This window comes from Kitasatospora mediocidica KCTC 9733 (genome assembly GCF_000744225.1).
GTDB lineage: Bacteria > Actinomycetota > Actinomycetes > Streptomycetales > Streptomycetaceae > Kitasatospora > Kitasatospora mediocidica.
The window spans coordinates 1,635,001-1,654,119 of record NZ_JQLN01000005.1; the positions used below are offsets into that span (position 1 = coordinate 1,635,001).

The 19,119-nt window shown below is 72.9% G+C and carries 16 protein-coding genes (1 of these 16 only partly in view); 9 read left to right on the forward strand and 7 right to left on the reverse strand.

Going from position 1 to position 19,119, the window contains the following annotated elements:
* Positions 1–220 carry the 5' portion of a VOC family protein gene (locus BS80_RS21150; protein WP_035799636.1) on the reverse strand. It extends 137 nt beyond the left edge of the window, so only the first 220 of its 357 coding nucleotides appear in the window; its start codon is at positions 218–220; the stop codon falls past the left edge of the window.
* 197 nt (positions 221–417) lie between these two features.
* Between BS80_RS21150 and BS80_RS21155 the strand changes: the two genes are divergently transcribed.
* Complete coding sequence (locus BS80_RS21155) at positions 418–1,461, forward strand: PucR family transcriptional regulator (RefSeq protein ID WP_035799638.1); 1,044 nt, start codon at positions 418–420, stop codon at positions 1,459–1,461.
* A 5-nt stretch (positions 1,462–1,466) separates the two neighbouring features.
* On the opposite strand, the gene BS80_RS21160 is transcribed toward BS80_RS21155, so the two are convergent.
* From BS80_RS21160 to BS80_RS21170, 3 genes are all read right to left on the reverse strand, one after another.
* Positions 1,467–6,188: a DNA repair ATPase gene (locus BS80_RS21160; RefSeq protein WP_035802215.1), complete on the reverse strand. Its 4,722-nt coding sequence runs from the start codon at positions 6,186–6,188 to the stop codon at positions 1,467–1,469.
* A gap of 27 nt (positions 6,189–6,215) precedes the next feature.
* Positions 6,216–8,339 (reverse strand): flotillin family protein, encoded by a 2,124-nt coding sequence (locus tag BS80_RS21165; RefSeq protein WP_035799640.1) that lies wholly within the window; start codon positions 8,337–8,339, stop codon positions 6,216–6,218.
* A 64-nt stretch (positions 8,340–8,403) separates the two neighbouring features.
* Entirely contained in the window at positions 8,404–9,084 is a 681-nt protein-coding gene (locus BS80_RS21170; protein WP_051966861.1) for a hypothetical protein, read from the reverse strand.
* A gap of 223 nt (positions 9,085–9,307) precedes the next feature.
* On the opposite strand from BS80_RS21170, the gene fgd reads away from it, so the two are divergent.
* The 3 genes from fgd (at position 9,308) to BS80_RS21185 (ending at position 11,643) form a co-directional block, all read left to right on the forward strand.
* On the forward strand, positions 9,308–10,312 hold the full coding sequence (gene fgd, locus BS80_RS21175; RefSeq protein WP_035799645.1) for a glucose-6-phosphate dehydrogenase (coenzyme-F420): 1,005 nt from the start codon (positions 9,308–9,310) through the stop codon (positions 10,310–10,312).
* A gap of 298 nt (positions 10,313–10,610) precedes the next feature.
* Complete coding sequence (locus BS80_RS42935; RefSeq protein ID WP_035799648.1) at positions 10,611–10,823, forward strand: hypothetical protein; 213 nt, start codon at positions 10,611–10,613, stop codon at positions 10,821–10,823.
* Positions 10,824–11,112: 289 nt separating this feature from the next.
* Positions 11,113–11,643, forward strand: a complete 531-nt coding sequence (locus BS80_RS21185; protein WP_035799650.1) for a hypothetical protein — start codon at positions 11,113–11,115, stop codon at positions 11,641–11,643.
* 106 nt (positions 11,644–11,749) lie between these two features.
* Here the strand turns inward: BS80_RS21185 and BS80_RS21190 are convergent, their stop codons facing one another.
* Together BS80_RS21190 and BS80_RS21195 are read right to left on the reverse strand one after the other, a co-directional pair.
* On the reverse strand, positions 11,750–12,496 hold the full coding sequence (locus tag BS80_RS21190) for a hypothetical protein (RefSeq protein WP_157536433.1): 747 nt from the start codon (positions 12,494–12,496) through the stop codon (positions 11,750–11,752).
* 77 nt (positions 12,497–12,573) lie between these two features.
* Entirely contained in the window at positions 12,574–13,056 is a 483-nt protein-coding gene (locus BS80_RS21195) for an ATP-binding protein (protein WP_051966862.1), read from the reverse strand.
* Positions 13,057–13,302: 246 nt separating this feature from the next.
* Between BS80_RS21195 and BS80_RS21200 the strand changes: the two genes are divergently transcribed.
* From BS80_RS21200 to BS80_RS21220, 5 genes are all read left to right on the forward strand, one after another.
* Complete coding sequence (locus BS80_RS21200) at positions 13,303–14,190, forward strand: helix-turn-helix domain-containing protein (RefSeq protein ID WP_035799654.1); 888 nt, start codon at positions 13,303–13,305, stop codon at positions 14,188–14,190.
* Positions 14,177–14,389 (forward strand): DUF397 domain-containing protein, encoded by a 213-nt coding sequence (locus BS80_RS21205; protein WP_035799656.1) that lies wholly within the window; start codon positions 14,177–14,179, stop codon positions 14,387–14,389. Before BS80_RS21200 ends, BS80_RS21205 begins: the two co-directional genes overlap by 14 nt.
* Before the next feature lie 134 nt (positions 14,390–14,523).
* Positions 14,524–15,183, forward strand: a complete 660-nt coding sequence (locus BS80_RS21210) for a hypothetical protein (RefSeq protein ID WP_051966863.1) — start codon at positions 14,524–14,526, stop codon at positions 15,181–15,183.
* Positions 15,184–15,306: 123 nt separating this feature from the next.
* A complete protein-coding gene (locus BS80_RS21215) occupies positions 15,307–15,942 on the forward strand; it encodes a TetR/AcrR family transcriptional regulator (protein WP_051966864.1) in 636 nt (211 codons plus the stop codon).
* A 115-nt stretch (positions 15,943–16,057) separates the two neighbouring features.
* Positions 16,058–17,431 (forward strand): CoA transferase, encoded by a 1,374-nt coding sequence (locus BS80_RS21220; protein ID WP_083975000.1) that lies wholly within the window; start codon positions 16,058–16,060, stop codon positions 17,429–17,431.
* Between the two features lie 22 nt (positions 17,432–17,453).
* Here the strand turns inward: BS80_RS21220 and BS80_RS21225 are convergent, their stop codons facing one another.
* Positions 17,454–18,851 (reverse strand): glycoside hydrolase family 16 protein, encoded by a 1,398-nt coding sequence (locus BS80_RS21225; protein ID WP_157536435.1) that lies wholly within the window; start codon positions 18,849–18,851, stop codon positions 17,454–17,456.
* Between the last annotated feature and the right edge of the window lie 268 nt (positions 18,852–19,119).

Consider the following 19,119-nt stretch of genomic DNA (forward strand, 5'->3'; position numbering starts at 1 on the left):
TGTCCGGCACGTGCCAGTAGGCCACCGGCCCGGTCATGCCCTGCTGCGCACCGCCGGGCACCAGCCCGATCTGCTGGCCCTCGGCCTCGAAGCCGACGTAGTAGTCCGAGTCGCTCTGCGGCTGGACGCCGAGCAGGGCGGCGTACACCGCCTTGGCCTTCGGGAGGTCGGTCACGGGGTGCAGGATGGTCTTGACGCCCTGGGTGGAAGAGTCGCTCACGGTCGGTCACTCCTGAGGTCGGGGGTCCCGGGGATGCCGGGGACCCGATGTCCATGGCCGAAACGCTAGCTGCGGCCCGGTGGCCGCGCTTCTCGATTCCTGACCGGTCGGTCCTGTGCCGGTCCTAGATCACTTACGCCCTCCGCCGCCGGATACGCTGACGCGTCACATTCCACGGACGGGGGAGAAGAGCGCTGATGGCCACGGCCTGGGCGGAGTTGCTGGGCGAGGTCGCCCGGACCGGGCGGCGGCTGCGCCGTGAGGAGCTCGACGGCTTGCGCAGCCGTGGGGAGCAGGCGGCCGGCGAGGGCGTCTCGCTGCCGGAGCTGATCGACGAGCATCTGGCGACCGTCTCCGGCGCCTGGCAGGGCCGCCCGGTGGAGGCGGCCTCCCTGCTGGCGCTGCGCAGCGCGGTCGCCGCGCTCGGCGACGGGCACAGCCGGGCCAGCCACCAGCGGATGCACCAGGAGGACTCGGGCCGCCGCGAGTTCATCGCCGACCTGCTGAGCAACCGCAGCGACCTGGGCCGACTCGCCGAGCATGCCGCCCGGTTCGGGCTCAACCTGGCCTGCCGGCACGTGGTGGCGGTCGCCGAGGGCGACGGCTACGACGTGGAGGACCCGGTGGTGCGCCGGGTGGAGCAGCAGCTGATGGGCCGCTTCGGCGACCTCGACGTGCTACTGGCGGTCAAGCACGGGCGGCTGGTCTGCATCGCGCCCAGCCTCCCCGGCGGCGTGCACGAGGACGGGCCGGACGGCGGCGCGGTGATCGCCCGGTTCGCCGCGCTGACGGAGGGTCGCCGGGTCGCGGTCGGACGGGCGCACAGCGGTCCCGGCGGGGTGGTGCGCAGTTACGAGGAGGCCACCGCCGCGCTGGAGCAGGCCGCCCGGCTGGGGCTGCCCGGACCGCTGCTGCGGGCGGCGGACCTGCTGGTGCTGCCGGTGCTGCTGCGCGACCGGGCCGCGATGGCGGATCTGGTGCACAGCGTGCTCGGCCCGCTGGAGACGGCCCGCGGCGGCGCCGGCCCGCTGCTCGACACGCTGGCCGCCTACGCCGAGACCCGCTACGTGGCGGCGGAGGCCGCCCGCCGGCTGGGCCTGAGCGTGCGGGCGCTCTCCTACCGGCTGGAGCGGATCACCCAGCTGACCGGTTTCGACCCGGACGAGGCGTTGCAGCGCTACACCCTGGAGACGGCCGCGATGGGTGCCCGGCTGCTGGACTGGCCGAACCAGCGGGTCTGAGGCCGTCACGCGTAGGCCGCCTTCAGCTGCTCCCAGCGGGCGCGCTGCCCGTCGGTGGCCCGGCCGCGCAGCTCGGCGAGCTTGAGCAGGTTGGCCTCGGCGGCGCCGCCCAGGGTCTGCGCCTCGGCGAGGTAGTGGTCGTCGATCACCGCCTCCAGCTCGGCCGGTTCCATCAGCGGCAGCACCCGCTGGGCGATCTTCGCCATGTTCCGGTACGAGCCCTGGAGCAGGAACGGCGGCTCGGTGCGGTCCGCCTCGGCCTGCGCGGCGGAGGCGATGTAGGCCCGGTTGACCGCGAGGACGGTCCGCTGGACGTGCAGCAGCCGGCCGAGCACGGCCAGGATGCGGTCCAGGTCGTCGTAGGAGCGCTCCAGCCGGTCGGCCTGCGCGGCCGGGTCGCCGGCGGCGAGTGCGACCAGCCGGCGCAGTTCGGCGCCGTCCAGGCCGGCCAGCGGGGCGAGCACCGGGTTGGCGGTGAGCGCGTTCTCCAGGAAGCTCAGCGCGAAGAGGTCGGCCCGGCCGGAGAGCACCTCACCGAGGTTCCACACGTCGGCCCGGTTGGCGAGCATGTCGGGGATCCTGAACAGCGCTCCGGACTCGGTGTACGGGTTGCCCGCCAGGCAGACCGCGAAGCGCCGCCCGCGCAGGTCGAAGCTGCGCGGCTGCCCGTCGCTGACCGCCTCGATCCGGCGCTGCGCGTCGCAGAGCGGGATGAACTTCTGCAGCAGCTCGGGCGAGGTGTGCTGGATGTCGTCCAGGTACAGCAGCACGTTGCTGCCGGCCTCCAGGGCGAAGACGATCTTCTCCACCTCGCGTCGTGCGGCCGCGTCGGGCGCCCGGTCCGGGTCGAGCGAGGTGGTGGCGCGGCCGAGCGCCGGGCCGTCGACCCGCACCATCACCAGCCCGAGCCGGTCGGCGACGTACTCCATCAGCGTGGTCTTGCCGTAGCCGGGCGGGGAGACGAGCAGCAGCAGCCCGCTGCGGTCGGCGCCGGGGAGGTCGGCGGAGCCGAGCTGCTTGGCGAGGTTGTCCCCGATCAGCGGCAGGTAGACCTGGTCGATCAGCTGGTTGCGGACGAAGCCGGCCGGCGGGCGCGGGCGGTAGTCGTCCAGCCGCAGCCGGCTCCGCTCGGCGCCCAGCAGTTCACTCCGCTGCCGCTGGTAGGCGCGGTAGGCGGGGACCCGCTCGGTGCGGAACCGTTCGGCGCGGGTGGGCAGTTCGTCGATCCGTACGGTCAGCCGGCGGTCGGCGATCAGCGGGTGCGCGCCGAGCAGCCCGTCGACGGTGGCGGCCAGTGGGGCCGCGCAGTCGTAGCGCGGCAGCGCGTCCGCGCAGAGCAGCGCGACGGCCTCGGTGATCTCCGGGGCGTCGGCCCGGGCGGCGTCGGGGCCCGCGGTGGCGGCGAAGGCGCCGAGCCAGGCGGTGGCCAGCTGGTGACGGGCGGCCAGGTCGGAGCCCAGCGCCCGCAGGTCCTCGATCAGTTGGGGGGTGCCCACGGCGCGCTGGAACTTCTCCAGCAGCGTGCGGGCACCGGCGCCGGTGACGAATCCCCGCTCGGCGGAGCCGAGTTCCTCCAACAGATAGCCGCCGGCCTGCTCGCCGCCCGCCGGCAGGCCGAGCGACGTGGTGAACTCGGCCACCCGGGCGTTGAGTTCGGCCGCGAGGTCGCCCAGTGCCGGGGTCGGGCCGAAGGCGTCCCGGGCCCGCAGCAGCGAACTCGCCCGGAGCTGCCAGGCGGCGCGGGCCGGCTCGTCCACCGCGTGTGCCCAGAACAGCTGCGCGGCCGTACGCGCGGCGGCGGGGAAGCGCAGCAGGCCGGCGGCCGTGCGCAGCTCCAGCAGCGCGCGCAGGATGGCGGCGGCGTCCTGGTCGTGCACGCCGCGTTCGTAGCCCTCGTCGTAGGCGCTCTCCGCCGCCCGGCGCACCAGCGGGAGCAGCGGGCCCTCGGTCAGCTGCTCCACCGACAGGCCGTCGCCGCCGCGCTCGGCGGCCGCCAGCAGGGTGGTGGCCAGGTACTCCGCGCGGTAGAGCTCGGGGGATTCGCTGACCAGCGGCTGGGTCCAGAACGGCCGGGTCCGCGCGAAGTCGGTGCTGCGCACCGGACGCCGGTAGCCGGTGCCGGTGACGGCGAACGCCAGGCCCTCGCCGTCCGGCACCAGGGTCAGTTCGACCGGCTCGCGGCGCACCGCGAACCGGTGGCGGCCCAGCCGGACGGTGGCGCCGCCGTCGGCGGAGAGCTCGGCCCGGTCGCGCAGGGCCCGGACGGCGCGCTGGGCGGCCGCGGCGAGGGCGTCCTCGGCCTCCTGCGCCCGGACCGGGTCGCCGAGTTCGCGCAGTTCGGCCGCACCGGCCCGGACCCGCAGGGCCATCGGGTCGGCCGCCAGGCAGGTGTGCACCTCCTGTGCGGTGGTCAGCGTGGCCAGCCTGCGGCGCAGCGCCTCCAGCGCCCGGGTGCCCGACTCGGCGACCCGCTCGGCGCGGGCGGCGGCGGCGTCCAGCAGGGCCTGCCGCCGGGTGGCGAAGGCCCGGTGCAACTCCTCGCGTTGGGCGCCGAGCTGCTGTGCCGCCTCCCCGGAGTCCGCGAACCTGCTGTCCAGATCGTCCAACCGCAGCAGCAGCCGGGCCAGTTGGTCGTCGCACTCGGCGGGGGAGCCGGCACTCTCCAGCGCCGCGGTGACGGCCTGCGCGAGCAGCGCGGACTGCGCGGCGAAGGCGGCCTGGTGCTCCTCGGCCAGCAGGTCGCGGCGCCGGCTCTCCAGCACCGCGCGGGCCCGGTTCACCGCGGCCAGCACCTCGCCGACGGCCAGCAGGACGGCGGTGCCGACCGTCGCGTCCTCGCTCGGCAGTCCGGTGACGACGTCGGTCACGGTGGCCAGCGCGGCTGCCTGGGCGGTGAGTTGCCCGGCCAACGGTCCGGCCTCGGCCGCCGTGCCGATCGCTCCGGCCCGGTCGGCCGCGGCCATCGCGTCGGCCAGTGGCCCGGCGAAGGCGTCGGGGCGGGCGAGGAAGACGACCGCGCGCTCGGCGGTGGCCTCGATCTCGCCGCCGAGCCGCCCGGCGATCGCCTCCAGGCGTTCCCGGTCGAGTTCGGGCAGGTCCCGCAGGGTCAGCAACTCTCCTTGGGAGGTCCGGAGTTCGCTGAGCCGCTCGACCCAGCCGGCGGCGTCGGCGGGCGGTTCGCCCTGGGCCCGGCGGATCAGCGAGGAAGCCGCCGCCTCGGCCCGGCCGAGCGCGGCGGCGGCGCGCTCGATCAGCTCGGTCCGGCGCCGGTGCTCGGCGCCCAGCTGCTCGGCGGCCGTCCGGATCTCTTCCAGCGGCGCCCGCAGGTCGAACAACTCCGGTTCGGCCAGCCAGTGGTGGCGGTCGGCGGCCTTGGCGCAGGCGTCCAGGAGGACCGCCTCGCTGTCGGATCCGGCGGCCCCCTCGGCGGGCTCGGCCACGGCCGTGCGCACCACGTCCAGGACGGCGGCCAGGCCGCGGACCAGCTCGGCGTTGCCGATCCGCTCCAGCGGACCGTCCCCCATCGGCTGCGCGGCGGCGTGCTCGGCGGAGGCGAACGGCGTGCGCCAGACCTGCGCGTCGTGGGTCCGGGTGGGGCCCTGGGCCGGCCGGAGCAGCAGCAGCGTCCCGTCGGCCAGCAGCGCGTGCGCGGTGCCGGTCAGCGGTCCGGAGGCCTCCCTGCGCACGGTGTTCCAGGGCAGCAGCAGCGTGCGGCTCTCGGTGGGGTGGCGGAAGACGTAGAGCAGGTCCTCGCCGTTGGGCGAGGGCACCGCGGCCTCGAAACGCAGGCCCTCGGTGTCGGTCCGGAAGGTGCGCCCGGTGCCGTCGGCCAGCTCGTACCCGCCGGGGAAGACCAGGCCCTGGTCGGCCGGCAGCAGCCGGCAGCCCTGGCCGAGCGCGTCCCGGCGGCGGACCTCGCCGGTGCGGGTGTTGACCAGCAGGTGGCGCTCGTGCGGCTCGTTGTACGGGCGCACCCGCAGCAGTACCAGTGGTCCGGCGATCGCGTACGACAGCTCGGCGTCGGCCAGGCTCTGCAGCGGCTCGTCGACCGGCTCGCGGTGCCGGACGTGCTCCTCGGTGTCCGTGTCGGGGTCCAGCGTGACGGTCAGGCTGCCGCCGGTGGTCCCGACGAAGACGGTGTCCGCCACCGAGATCCGCGGGAACCGCCCGGGCAGCTGCTGCTCGCGACCGGTCCGGGTCCAGCGCACGTCGTAGTCGGGGATCTGCGGCAGGTCCCGCTCGCCCCGGTTGTCGAGGTACTCGGCGCCGTCGCGCGTCAGCTGCCAGCGCAACACCCGGACGTCCTCGGCGCGTTCGCCGGTCCGGAAGACCGCCAGCAGCCGCCCGGCGGGGGTGCGGTGCAGACGCAGCAGCCGGGCGTCGCGGTAGTAGCGCAGCAGTTCGGCCAGGTCGAGGCGGAACCTGGCGTCGTCCAACAGCCCGGGCACGGTGTGTCCGCTCTCCCCGCCCGCCGCCGCGTGCGGGGAGAGCATCGCCTCCGCCGCGTCCGTTCCGAGCAGCACCGTCTGCGGGCCGACCGGGACCAGATCGCGCGGGAGGCAGTCATCGGGGGTGCGCAGGCGCAGTGAGCCGGTCAGCTCCAGCGCCGGCGCCCCGAACACCTCCTGCCGACGGGCGTTCAGCGCCTCGGCCCGCCGCCCCAACTCGGCTGCCCGGTCCGCCAGTCGTGTCCGCAGCAGCTGGTAGCCGTCCGCTTCCGCGCCCATCGTCGTTCTCTCCTGCTGCTCTCGGTGTTACTTCTTGCCGTTCAGGCTCTTGGCGGGCAGCTGCGGGGCTGCCGGGGTCGTGGCGGCCATCGACTCCCTGACCTGTTCGACGACCTCCGGCCCGGCGGTGTTGAGCAGGGACTGGAGCAGCGCGGTGCCGCTCAGCCCGGGCATCCCGCCGCCCAGGGCGCTCAGCACCCGGGTCAGGTCGTCCGGGAAGCTCTGCGAGCCGTCCAGCCAGTCGGCGCCCAACTGTCGTACCGTGGACGAGTTCTGGACGAACCCGTCGACCCCCTTGCCGAACGACACCGCGCCGACCAGCTTCTCCAGGAAGACGCTGTCACCGCCGACGATGTCGATGTCGGCGCCCTCCAGGCCGGCCGCCAGCACGGCGGCCTGCGCCTCGGCGATCTGCCGCTGCACGTCGAGCCCGGCCAGCCGGACCTCCTTGTCGGCCTGCAACCGCAGCCGGTACTCCTCGTGCCCGCGGGTGGCGTCGTCCAGCGCCGCCATCGACGCGGCCTTCTCCTTGAGGCCGGCCGCCTCGCCGAGCAGCCGCTCGCGGATCCCGGTGGCCTCCGCCAGCGCCTTGCGCTCGTTGACGGCCGCCTCCGCGAGGCCGACCTTCTCGATCGCCGCCGCCTTCTGCAACAGGCCCTCGGCCTCGCCCTCCAGCTTGGCCCGGATGCCGGCCGCCTCCGCGAACGCCTTCCGTTCCAGGACCGCGGCCTCGGCCATCCCGACCTTCTCGCCGGCCGCCGCGTCCTGCTCCTTGACCTGCGCCGCCGCCAACCCCTCGGCGGCGGCCTGCGCCTGCTCGCCCTGGGCCAGCCGGATCGCCGCCGACGCCTCCAACTCGGCCGTCTGCTGGCGGGCTTCGGCCAGCACCAGCTGTTCCTTGGCCCGGTGGTGGGCCGCCTGCTCGGCCGCCTCGGCCGCCTTGATGTCCTTGACCAGCCGCTCCTGGGCCTCCGCCTCGGCGGTGATCACCAGCGCCTGCCGGGTCCGCTCGGCCTCCTGGACCACCCGGACCCGCTTGATCTCCTCCTCCTGCTCGGCGACCGTACGGTCCACCGCGATCCGGTCCCGGACCACCTCGGCGACCGCCCGCTTCTCGCCCTCGACCTCCTTCTCCTTGGAGATCCGCGAGAGTTCGGTCTCCCGCTCGCGGTTGATGACCTCCAGCAGCCGGTCCTTCTCGATCCGCTCGGTCTCGATCGCGATCACCCGCTCGCGGTTCTTCTCCGCCACCGCGATCTCCCGGGCCTGGTTCTCCCGTTGGACGCCGAGCAGCTCCTCGGTGCGCAGCAGCGCGGAGTGCGCCTTCAGCCGCTCCTCCTCCTGGACCTTGGCGGTCTCGGCCTCCTCCTTGGCCCGCAGCGTCTCGATCTCGCGGTGCTGGCGGATCTCCGCGTCGGCCTTGCGCCGCTCCAGCTCCAGGACGGCCTCCCGGGCGTCGACGTTCTGCCGGGTGATCTCCTTCTCCTCGTTGCGCTGGTAGTCGTTGGTGCGGATGTGCTCCAGCGCGGTGAGTTCGGTGATCTTGCGGATGCCCTGGGCGTCCAGGATGTTGGCCGGATCCAGCTGGACCAGCGGCGTCTGTTCCAGGTGGTCGATCGCGGCGTCCTCCAGGTGGTAGCCGTTCAGGTCGGTGCCGATCACCTGGACGATCCGGTCCCGGAACTCCTCGCGCTTGGTGTAGAGGTCGACGAAGTCGAGCTGCTTGCCGACCGTCTTGAGCGCCTCCGCGAACTTGGCGCTGAAGAGCGTCTGCATCGTCTCCTGGTGGCTGGCCCGGTCGGTGCCGATCGCCTGGGCGACCTTGATGACGTCCTCGGCGGTCTTGTTGACCCGCACGAAGAAGGCGATCCGGATGTCGGCCCGGATGTTGTCCTGGCAGATCAGGCCCTCCCGGCCGGTGCGGGAGATCTCGATCGTCTTCACCGAGATGTCCATCACCTCGGCCCGGTGCAGCACCGGCATCACCAGGGCGCCGGTGAACGTCACGTCGACGTGCTTGGCCTTGGAGATGATCAGCGCCTGGCCCTGGTCGACCTTGCGGAACAGCCGGCCCAGCAGCATCATCGAGCCGAGTGCGATGAGCAGCACGACGGCGACGAGCACGCCGATGCCGATGGCGAGTGCAGACATGAATGGTCCTTCTTGAATGGTCAGTTGACGTCTCGTCGGCGATCGGCCGGTGCTCGGTCGTCGATCAGTCGAAGGCGACTTCCGGCATGACCCGGAAGAACTCGCCGTCCGTGTCGTAGTCGTAGATCAGCGCCGTGGTGCCCGCCGTCAGCGCGTTGCCGGCGCCGGCCGCGTCCTCGTCGCTCTGCCGGACCTGCACCAGGGCGGCCGAGCCGTCCTGGGCGTGCACCTCGGCCTGCCCGAAGTCGGGCCCGACCCGGCCGGTCCGGATCACACAGCGGCTGCCGACGAAGTCCAGCCGGGAGGGCGGCGGTCCGGGCTGCGGCAGCAGCCGGCGCAGCGGCGAGACCAGCAGCCTCGCCCCCGCCCACCCGCCGGCCACCGCCGCCGCGGACCCCGCCAGGGCTCCCCCGAGCCCCGGCCCCCCCGCCAGCTCCCCGGCCAGGGCGCTGAACCAGGCGAAGGCCACCAGCAGCGACACCACGACGGTGATCGGAACTCCCCCGAGTCCCACTGCCGACAACACTCCGCCCACACCCCGACCGCCCCCGTGCCCCCCGCTTCCCCCATGCTGCACGGCGGCACCCCCGTGTCCGCCGTGCCCCCCGCCGTGCCCGCCCGCGTGTCCGCCGCCGTGCCCGACGCCCCCGATGAGTACGAGCAGCCAGTACCCGACCACCACCGCCAGCGCGAAGCTGAACAGCACCGCCGGGAAGGCCATCGCCGTCCCCACGAAATCACGCACCGCTGACTCCCACCCCGAAGGCCCGGTGCGACAGCGACTGCCGCACCGGGCAGCGCGCCTCCCGCTCGCGCTGCCGTGGTCATGGTGGCGGTCCGGCCGCCCGCCGCGCACTGCCAGAACCCGGAAGTCTTGGCGTTGTCTTAACGTCCGTAACGCGACCCTCGGATAGCTTGGTGACGCGGGGTCATCAGGCCCGGTCGTCCACTCAGAGGGGTCTCAGCAGGTGACTAAGTTCGGCTACAAGGCGTCCGCCGAGCAGTTCGCGCCACGTGAACTGCTGGATTTCTCCGTGAAAGCGGAGAAGCACGGTTTCGACTCGGTCTTCATCAGCGACCACCTCCAGCCGTGGCGGCACACCGGCGGCCACGCTCCGGCGGCGCTGCCCTGGCTGGGCGCGCTGCTCGCGAGCACCGAGCGAGTGACCGTCGGGACGAGCGTGCTGACACCGTCGTTCCGCTACAACCCGGTGGTCATCGCCCAGGCGTTCGCCACGCTCGGGTGCCTGGCGCCGGGCCGGGTGGTGCTGGGCCTCGGATCGGGGGAGTCCCTCAACGAGGTGCCCGCGGGCACGGTGTGGCCGGAGCCCAAGGAGCGCTTCGCGCGCCTCAAGGAGTCGATCACCCTGATCAAGAAGTTGTGGACGGAGGAGCGGGTCACCTTCGAGGGCACGTTCTACCGCTGCGACCGCGCCACCATCTACGACCTGCCCGAGATCCCGGTCGGGCTGTACGTCGCGGGCGCCGGCCCGGCCACCACGCGGATGGCCGGGCGGCTGGCCGACGGCCACATCTGCACCAGCGGCAAGGGGCGCGAGCTCTACGCGGACATCCTGATGCCCGCGCTGGCCGAGGGCGCGGCCCAGTCCGGCCGTAGCCTGCAGGACCTGGACCGGATGATCGAGGTCAAGGTCTCCTTCGACCCGGACCGTCAGCGGGCGCTGGAGAACACCCACTACTGGGGTGCGCTGGCCCTGACCCCGGACGAGAAGACCGGCGTGGACGACCCGATCGAGATGGAGCGCCGCGCCGACGCGCTCTCGGTCGAGCGCACCGCGAGCCGCTGGATCGTCTCCAGCGACGTGGACGAGCACGTCGCCCGGATCACCGAATACCTGGACCTGGGCTTCAACCACCTGGTCTTCCACGCCCCGGGCCCCGACCAGGACCGCTTCCTGGAGCTCTACGGCAAGGAGATCCTGCCCCGGCTGCGGGCCGTCGCCGGTTCCTGAGCGCTACCCGTGGCGGCACTGGCGAAGGACACCGGGTCGCCGGTGTCCTTCTCCTTCGCCACCTGGGACGACGCGATGTCGTATCTGTTCGACCTCGCCGCCCCGGGGCGCGGTACCGGGCCGTTCCTGGTGGTCATCGACGAGTTCCCCTACCTCGCCAAGGTCGCACCGGAGTTGGTTTCGCTCATCCAGCGCGAGACGGACCGGTTCCAGACGGCCGAGAGCCGGATGCGGCGCTCGGCTGCATGCCGTACTCGGCGGCACGCCGGCCTACCGTCGGCAGTTCCTCGCCGACGACGTGCCAGGCAGCCTGGAGGAGTTCGACGGCCGGCTCTGCCGGACCGTGCTGTCTCCGCTGAGCCCGCTCCTCCGTGGGGCGCGCTATCTGCTCGCGGAGGGCCGGTGCGCCCTCGCCTGCTTCGGCGCCGCCGGCTTCAGCGACGCCCTGCGCGCGGAGGCGGCGGCGCGCGGCGATGTGCTGCTCCTGGGGCTCGACGCGCTCTACGGCTGAGCTGCCGCTGTGCCGTGCCGTCGGGGTCCCTTTCAGCGCAGCTGAATTGACGGAAAAACAGGCCGCCCTTGGCTGCAACCGGTGGTCCGGCGGCAGCGTCCTCCTGGGAAATCGCTGATCTTCTTCACCGGGGGGCATGATGCGCGCATCATGGAATTCGAACAGGGCACGACGACTCGGCCCAGGCCTGATCGTCGCGAGTGCTGTCACCGCTGCGCTGGTCGCGCTGACGGGCTGTGGTGGCGGGGGGAAGTCGGCGGCTCCGGCGCCGTCCACGACAGCCACCACCGTGCCCAGCCCGGCGCTGTCGTCGCCGGTCTCCAGCGCGACCGCGCAGCCGACAGCGGGCCAGCCGGCTGCGGTGCAACCGGCTGGCGGGCAACCGACCGCAGCGCCGACGGCTGCGGCTTCGCCCGGCGCTGCGCGACCGGTCGCCGCCCCGTCGGCCGGCGCGTCGGCGACCCAGCAGCCGGCCGCGCAGGGCGCCACGATCATCCAGTGCGACCACAAGAAGGTCGCGCGACCCGCTGCGCTCGTGATGGACTGCGGCGCCACCAAGGCCACGACCTTGGAGGGCCTGACCTGGCAGGGCTGGGATTCTCCGACCGCCACCGCCACCGGCAAATTGGTGGAATTCGCCTGTGAGTCGGCGGACTGCGCCGCCGGCCACTGGACCACCTCCGATGTGAAGGTGGTGGCCACCGGAGTGCAGGGCGGCTCCTACAGCATCATGAAGTACAGCCTCCCGCAGACCAACCCCGTCATTTCCGGCGGCTGGGCGCTCACCGTCGGCGGGCCCGTGCATACGAACGCGTTCTGACCGTCCGCGTCACCGTGTGACGCCGCTGCCGCTGCCGCTGCCGTTGCCGTTGCCGTTGCCGCTGCCGTGGCCGGTCCGGTCACGGCAGCGGCGGTGACTTGCCCGGCTACTCGGCGGCCGCGCTGATCTCCCGTACCCGGGCGGTCAGTTGCGAGATCTCGGTGGCGCCCAGCGCCAGTTCGTTCGCGGCCCGGGTCAGCGCGTTGGCGTCCATGAGGCTCGCGCCGAGGATGCAGTCGGTGGCGGCCTGCTTGTAGAGGTCGAGCCCCTTGGACCAGTGTTCCTGTCCTTCGGCGTCAGGGAACGCCGCGTAGTTCTGGGCGTCCTGGATATGGCCGTTGAGGGAGCCGCAGTCGGCGGCCATGGTCTGCGAGTCGAGGTTCGTCGCGTCGGTGCCGATGGCGCCGGCGTCCGTCGCGATCGCGGCCGCCTTGTCCTGGCCGCCACCGCTGTACCAGGCGACGATCGCCTGACCGGTGGCGTAGTCGGCATTGTGATTCGTGGGGGCGGAGGGGGACGAAGCGGCTGCCGCACTCGTCGCAACTACCATGCTTGGTACGGGAGAAGCGGTGACGACGAGCGGGGTGGCCGGTGGCTGTGCGCTGCTCCTGCCGGATGCGCTGATCACCGCGCCGCACAGGCCGACGACGATGACCGCACCGAGGATCCCGAGTGTGATCCCGGCGCTCTTCGACATGCCCGCGCGTTCCGGGGCGGACGGCTGCCACGCGGTGCCCTCGGCCGGCTGGCCCCAGGACGGCAGGGGTGGCTGCGTGGGCTGAGGCGGGTGGAGCGGTGTCGGGGGTGATGTCGGTGGCGGCGGTTCCTGCTGGCCGTGATCCGGGGTGCTCATAGCGCTACTCCTGCTGCTTCTGCTGCTGCTCGTGTGGGCGAACAGCGGACAGACTGTCAGGAGGCAATGACTGAGCGTCAGAGAGTTGCGCAGTCGTGACCCGCATCCGGACCCGACCCCTCCGGGGCGACGATGGCCCAGACGCACTTGCCGACGCCTCCCGCGCGCGGGCGTGAGCCCCAGTCCGTCGACAGGGCTTCCACGAGCACCAGCCCCCGGCCGGACTCCGCCGCCTCGGACCCCTCCGGGCCGGTCGCGCGGCGGGCGGTCGGCGCCTTCGGGCTCGCGTCGTGCACCTCGATCAGCAGCAGCCGGTCCGGCGGGAGCTCGAATCGGACCATGATCAGTCGACCAGGGCTCGTGCGGGCGTGCACGAGTGCATTGGTGACCAGCTCGCTGAGTACCAACTCAGCAGCCTCGACGTAGAGTTCACCGCCCGGTCGGGTCGACAGGAACTCCCGGAGCAGCATCCGGGCCCGGCCGGCCGACTTGGGGTGGCGAGGGAACCAGCACGCGGTCTCGATCGGCGGGGCGGGCGGGCAGGCGACGGTTTCGGACATGGCAAGGCTCCTCCGGGCACAGGGGCAGGGGATGCCCGGTGACGAGTCGTCAGAATGACTGACTGTCACGGACAATGGACTACTGAACGTAGTGTGCTCCTGCCTCTCGGTTATCTGCAAGACTTCATTTGGATTGCCTCGATATACCCGGCTCGAACATTTGTCGCTCATTGCGGAGTGGTAGAACGGGTGCTTTCATTTCGAGTGCGGGGTGTGCTTCATACTGGAGTTGGGAAGGGGCAGACCATGGTTGACGGTCCGACAGGTTCGACCGTGCCGCGCAGGCAACTCGGGCGATACCTCCGCGATCTGCGGAACAACGCCCGCCTGACGGTGCGGGCGGCCGCGCGCAACCTGGAGTGGTCGGAGGCGAAGCTCTGGCGCATCGAGACCGGTCAGACTTCGCTGCGTAGCCACGACGTCGACACGATGTGCAAGGTCTACGGCGCGCCGGGGGAGCTCACGGAGGTGCTCAAGGGGCTCGCGAAGGAGACCAAGTCGCGCGGGTGGTGGCACGCGTACGGGGATGTGATCCCCGAAGGGTTCAACCTGTTCATCGGGTTGGAGGCTGCTGCGTCCCAGCTCGACTGGTACGAAAACGAGTTGATCCCCGGATTGCTGCAGACCGAGAATTACGCACGAACCATCATCAGCGCGGGCAACCCGGTTGAGGATGCCGAGGAGATTGACCGGCGCGCGTCGCTGCGGATCGCTCGGCAGTCTCTCCTCAGCAGGGTCACCGAGCCCCCTGTCCTGCGTGCCGTGCTCGGCGAATCCGTCCTGCGACGTCCGGTCGGTGGGGACGTCGTCATGGGGGACCAGCTCACACACTTGGTAGAGGTCTCCGAACTGCCCAGCGTCTCGCTCAGGGTGGTGCCGTTCGAAGCCGGACTGCATCTGGGCGTCATCACGGGCTCGTTCGTCATCCTCCGGTTCCCGCTCAACGGAGATGGCAGCGACACCGAGCCGCCGACGGTCTACTCGGACGGTTTCACCGGTGATCTCTACCTGGACAAGCCCAATGAGATCGAACGATACGACGCGGCGTTCGGGAACATCTGGGACACCGCACTCAACGAAGAGGCGTCCAGGCGCCTGATCTCCGAAATGGCAGGGAACTATGGAACAGGTTGATCTGACGAACGCAGCGTGGTTCAAGTCCAGCCACAGCGATGCGAAGTCGGCCTGCGTGGAGGCCGCCTTCATCGGCCCGGACGTCATGCCGGTGCGTGACTCCAAGGACCCCGACGGCCCGGCGTTGGTCTTCCGCGCCGACGCCTGGCGGGCGTTCGTCGCGGGCGTGCGCGCCGGGGACTTCCCCGCCGACTGCTGAGCGCAGCGCACCGCCGACAGCCCCGAGCCGGTCACCCGGTTCGGGGCTGTCGCCGCTCGCGGCCGCAGCTGCGCTCGACGGCGTGACCGTTGCGGGCAGGGCACTGATCTTCCTGCCCCGCTAGGCTCGCTTCCGTGCCTGACGACTCCCGCCTGACCCTCGCCGAGTTCGCCTACCACCGCGCCGTCTTCGCTGACGACCGCGCCGGTCTCCCCGCCGCCGGGCGCGCGCTCGACGCGGTCGCGGCCGACCTCGCTCTCGCCCGGGGGCGGCTCCTGCACGCCGACTTCCTCGACAGCGGCCTGGCCGACCCGCGGGAAGCGGAGCTGTTCGCGGAGGCCGCCAGGTGTTACGCCGCGCTGGGGGACCGGCGTGGCGAAGGTGAGGCGCTGTTCTGGGTCGGGCTCGTCAACCAGATGATCGACCAGGATGACGTGGCGGCGGCAGAGGTGTTCGACCGAGCGCTGAGCCTCGCGAACGAGACCGGGGACCGGCTCACCGCCTCCTACATCCTCCGCCACATCGGCATCGGTGCGCACCGCGCCGGGCAGCTCGACGTCGCACGCGAGCGGCTGACCGAGTCGACCCGGCTCCGTCGCGAACTCGGGTTCGAAGACGGTGCGGCGGCGAACCTGGTCGGGCTCGCCTATCTCGCGGCTCAGCAGGATCGCCGCGACGACGCGGCACGGCATCTCGACGAAGGGGACGAACTGGCCTCGCGCCATGCGGCCGTGGCCGTCTCGCGGCAGTTGGCGCAGGCGCGGCGGAATCTCGGGTTCGAGCAGAGCAGATGAATTGAGCGCTGGAACAGCACGGCGCCCGCACCCACGGCGGACCACTGACCAGCCCGGACTTCGGACTCCATCATCTAGGGTCATGGCATTGCTCGCGACGCGGCACGAACGGAGGACGATCCCATGGCGCGCGGTTCTCTCCCCGGCGCGGCCGCGCAGGCCGAGCTGGCCGAACGGCTGGTCGACGCAGCTCTGCGCGTGCTGGCCGAGCACGGGTCCCCCGAACTCACGGTGCGCCGGGTCGCGGAGGAGGCCGGGTCCTCGACGATGGGGGTCTACAGCCGGTTCGGCGGGCGGCCGGGGCTCCTCGAAGCGCTGTACCAGCGCACCTTCAGCGTGCTCACGGACGCCCTGGCGCTCATCCCGGCCACCACTGACCCACTGCACGATCTGAGCGAACTCAGCTGCGCCTACCGCCGGTTCGCGCTGGACGTGCCGCACCGCTACGTCTTCATGTTCAGCCGTCCGCTGCCGGACTTCGAGCCGGCCGACGGCCTGCACGCCGAGGTGCTGCAGGCCGCCTTCGCGCCGCTGATCGACGCCGTGCACCGCGCCGGTGCCCAGGGTCTCGCAGCCACCCGCGCCGCCTACTGCCTCTGGTGCGTGATGCACGGGCTCGTCGGCCTCGAACTCACCGCCGTCCTGCGCGCCCCGCTCACCAGCTGGGGCGTCAGCGGTGAGGACGGCACCGCCGCCGAGCGGATGTACCGCGCCGGCGTGCAGGCCATGCTCGCCGGTCTCGAACTGGGCTGCGGCTGACGGACATTGAGCTTCCCGACCCCGGGCGGGGTTGGGAGCGCAGCACCAGAGCGGGCCCGCTCGTCACCGTCGGCGCCGTTGGGCGATCGGCCTGGTCAGGGGCAGGATGGCGGGTATGACAGAGATGATCGACGAGCCGACCGCGCAGGCCTGGGCCGCCCTCGGCGGGGCGCCGGAGCTGGTGGCGGGGGTGGCGTACGAGGGGCCGGGTGACGGGCTTCCGTCGGGGTTGCCGGTGCGGGAGTTGGCGCGGGCGACGGTCGGTGTCTGCTCGCTCGCGGCGGCGGAGCTGCTGGCCGCGCGGAACGGGGGCGGCGTGCCGGCCGTGCGGGTGGACGAGGGCGCGGTGGCCACCGCGTTCGTGAGCGAGCGCCATCTGCGGATCGACGGCCGGGCGCCGGTCAGCTTCGCGCCGCTCTCCGGATTCTGGCGCACCGCCGACGGCTGGGTACGCACGCACGCCAACTACCCGCACCACCGCGCCCGGTTGCTGTCCGCACTCGGTCTGCCGGACACGGACGCGGACGGAGACGAGATCATGGCCCGGCGGCTGGCGGTCGAACTGGCCGGGCGTACCGCCGAGTCCGTCCAGGAGGCCGTGTACGCGGCGGGCGGGCTGGCCGTCGCCGTCGTCCCGCCGGCCCGACCGGCGCCGGTGCTCCCGCTGGTGGAGGCCCGCCGCCTCCCCGGCGGCGCGGCCCGCGTGCTGCCGCCGGCCGCGCTGCCGGCCGCCGGGGTGCGGGTGCTGGACCTCACCCGGGTGATCGCCGGGCCGGTGGCGACCCGGACGCTGGCGCTGCTCGGCGCGGACGTGCTGCGGGTGGACTCGCCGCACCTGCCGGAGAGCGAGGAGGCGCACGCGGACACCGGCTTCGGCAAGCGCTCGACCCGCCTGGACCTCCAACAGGCCGAGGACCGCGCGGTGTTCGAGCAGCTCCTCGACTCGGCCGATGTCCTGGTGACCGGCTACCGGCCCGGCGCGCTGGCCTCCCACGGCCTGTCGCCGGACGCGCTGGCGCAGCGCCGTCCCGGGCTGGTCGTCGCCGAACTCTGCGCGTGGGGCTGGTCGGGACCGTGGTCGGCGCGGCGTGGCTTCGACAGCCTGGTGCAGGCCGGCTGCGGGATCGCGGTGACCGAGGCAGCGGCGGACGGCCGCCCCGGCGTGCTGCCGGCCCAGGCGCTCGACCACGGCACCGGCTACCTGCTGGCGGCGGCCGTTCTGCGCGCGCTGACCGAGCGCCAGAAGTCGGGGGACAGTGCCCAGCTGCGCTGCTCCCTGGCCGGTACGGCCGGGTGGCTGACCGACGGGATCCGCACGCCTGCGCCCGGTGGCGACGGGACGCACCAGGCCGCGCGGTGGCTGGGGGAGGTCCGGACACCGCACGGCCTGCTGACCTACGCCCTGCCGCCGATCGGCTACGCCGGCGCTCCGGCCGACTGGTCGCGCGGGCCGGGCCTGTGGGGCACCGACACGCCGACCTGGGCCTGACCGGCCCGCCGGGCGGTGGGGACTACTGCTGCCAGACCCGCACGTAGTCGACCTGCATGTCGGAGGGGGCGAGCGAGGTGCCGCCCGAGCCGCCGACCGCGTTGTTGAGGATCAGGTACTGCGGAGCCGAGGTGATCCCGGTCGAGATCGTGCCGACCTCGGTGCCGTCGTAGTAGTACGTCACCGAGCCGGGCTGCCAGACGGCGCCGTAGGTGTGCCAGCCGGTGAAGTTGCCCGTCGCGCAGCTGCCGGGCCCGCCGGACGGCGAGTGGAAGTGGAAGCAGGCGTTGCCGCTGAGGCCTTCCATGACGTCCATCTCGCCGTCGGTGGGCCAGTTCTGGCCGTCGGTCCAGAACGCGGGCCAGTTGGCGATCTGCGAGCCGGAGGCCGGCAGGTAGATCCGGGCCTCGAAGGCGCCGTAGGTGAACTGCGCCTTGCCGTTCGACTGCACCATGCCGGAGGTGTACGGGTAGGTCTTGCCGTTCACGGTGGTCGGCTGCTGGACGGCGGCCAGGTGCAGGGAGCCGCCGCTGACGGTGGCCTGCGACGGGGCGTAGGCCTGCGACTCGGCGCTGCTGACCGGGCCGGTGGTGCAGGTGGCGCAGCCGAGCCAGTTGGGCGTCCACTTGGAGGTGTCGAGGCTGCTGCCGTTGAACTCGTCGTCGAAGACCGAGTGCCAGGTGCCGGGGATGCCCAGCGGGCCGGTGCCCGCCGGAGTGGAGGCGGACGCGGACGGCGACGGCGTGGGGGTGGGCGTCGGGGTCGGGGTGGGCTTCGCGCTCGGCGTCGGCGTGGGCGTGGGAGTGGGCGTGGGCGTCGGCGTCGCGAAGGGCGACGGCGTGGGCGACGCGAACGGCGTCGGGGTGGCGGTCGGGGTCGGGGTCGGCTTCGCGCTGGGCGAGGGCGTCGGCGTGGGGGTGGGAGTCGGCGTCGGCGTCGGCGTGGCGGACGGCGTCGGCTTGGTGGCCGGGGCGCTCGCGCCGCTGCTGAAGGTGCCCACCGGCGAGAGGTTGTGCCAGGTCCCGCCCGTCTCGTACGCCAGGAAGTAGTGGTAACTCCCGGCGGGGAAGGCCCGCGCGCCCGGGGTGAAGCTGGTCTCGGAGGTGCCCAGCGTGGTCTGGATCGCTCCGGGGAAGTCGTAGTGGTCGCCGTTGGCGGCCCGGACGGCGATGGTCAGCCGCTGGACCGGGAGCGACCGGCCGGCGTGCACCTTGGCCGTCGCGGTCACCGGACTGCCCGCGGCCGGGGCGGCGGCGGAGAGCGACAGGGAGTCCAGGACCACGGGGGCGGGGACGGTCTGCGCCTGGGCGGCCCAGGCGGTGGTGCCGGTGGCGGCGGCCGCCACGGCGAGCCCGAGGGCGGCCAGCTGGAGGCGGCGCGGGGCGGTCGTCGTTCGTCGGTGCTTCGCGTGAGTGCGCATGCTGTGGGAGGAGACCTTTCGTTCCCCCCACGTGATGTCCGTCCGGGCCACGGGCAGATAGCGGCTCGGGCGGATCCGGTGCACCAGGACTGTGCGGGACAGGTCCTCGTTCGCGCAACCGCCGCGGTACCCCCCTGCCAGGCTACGGCGCACCCGTACGTACCCAAAGTGCCTGCTCGGCGCGGTTGTGCGGGCGTCCGGGCGGCCCTGTTGTGAGGTCGACCACAGCGGCTCCGCAACGCGATATGTCGTGTCGGTCCGTGAGCGT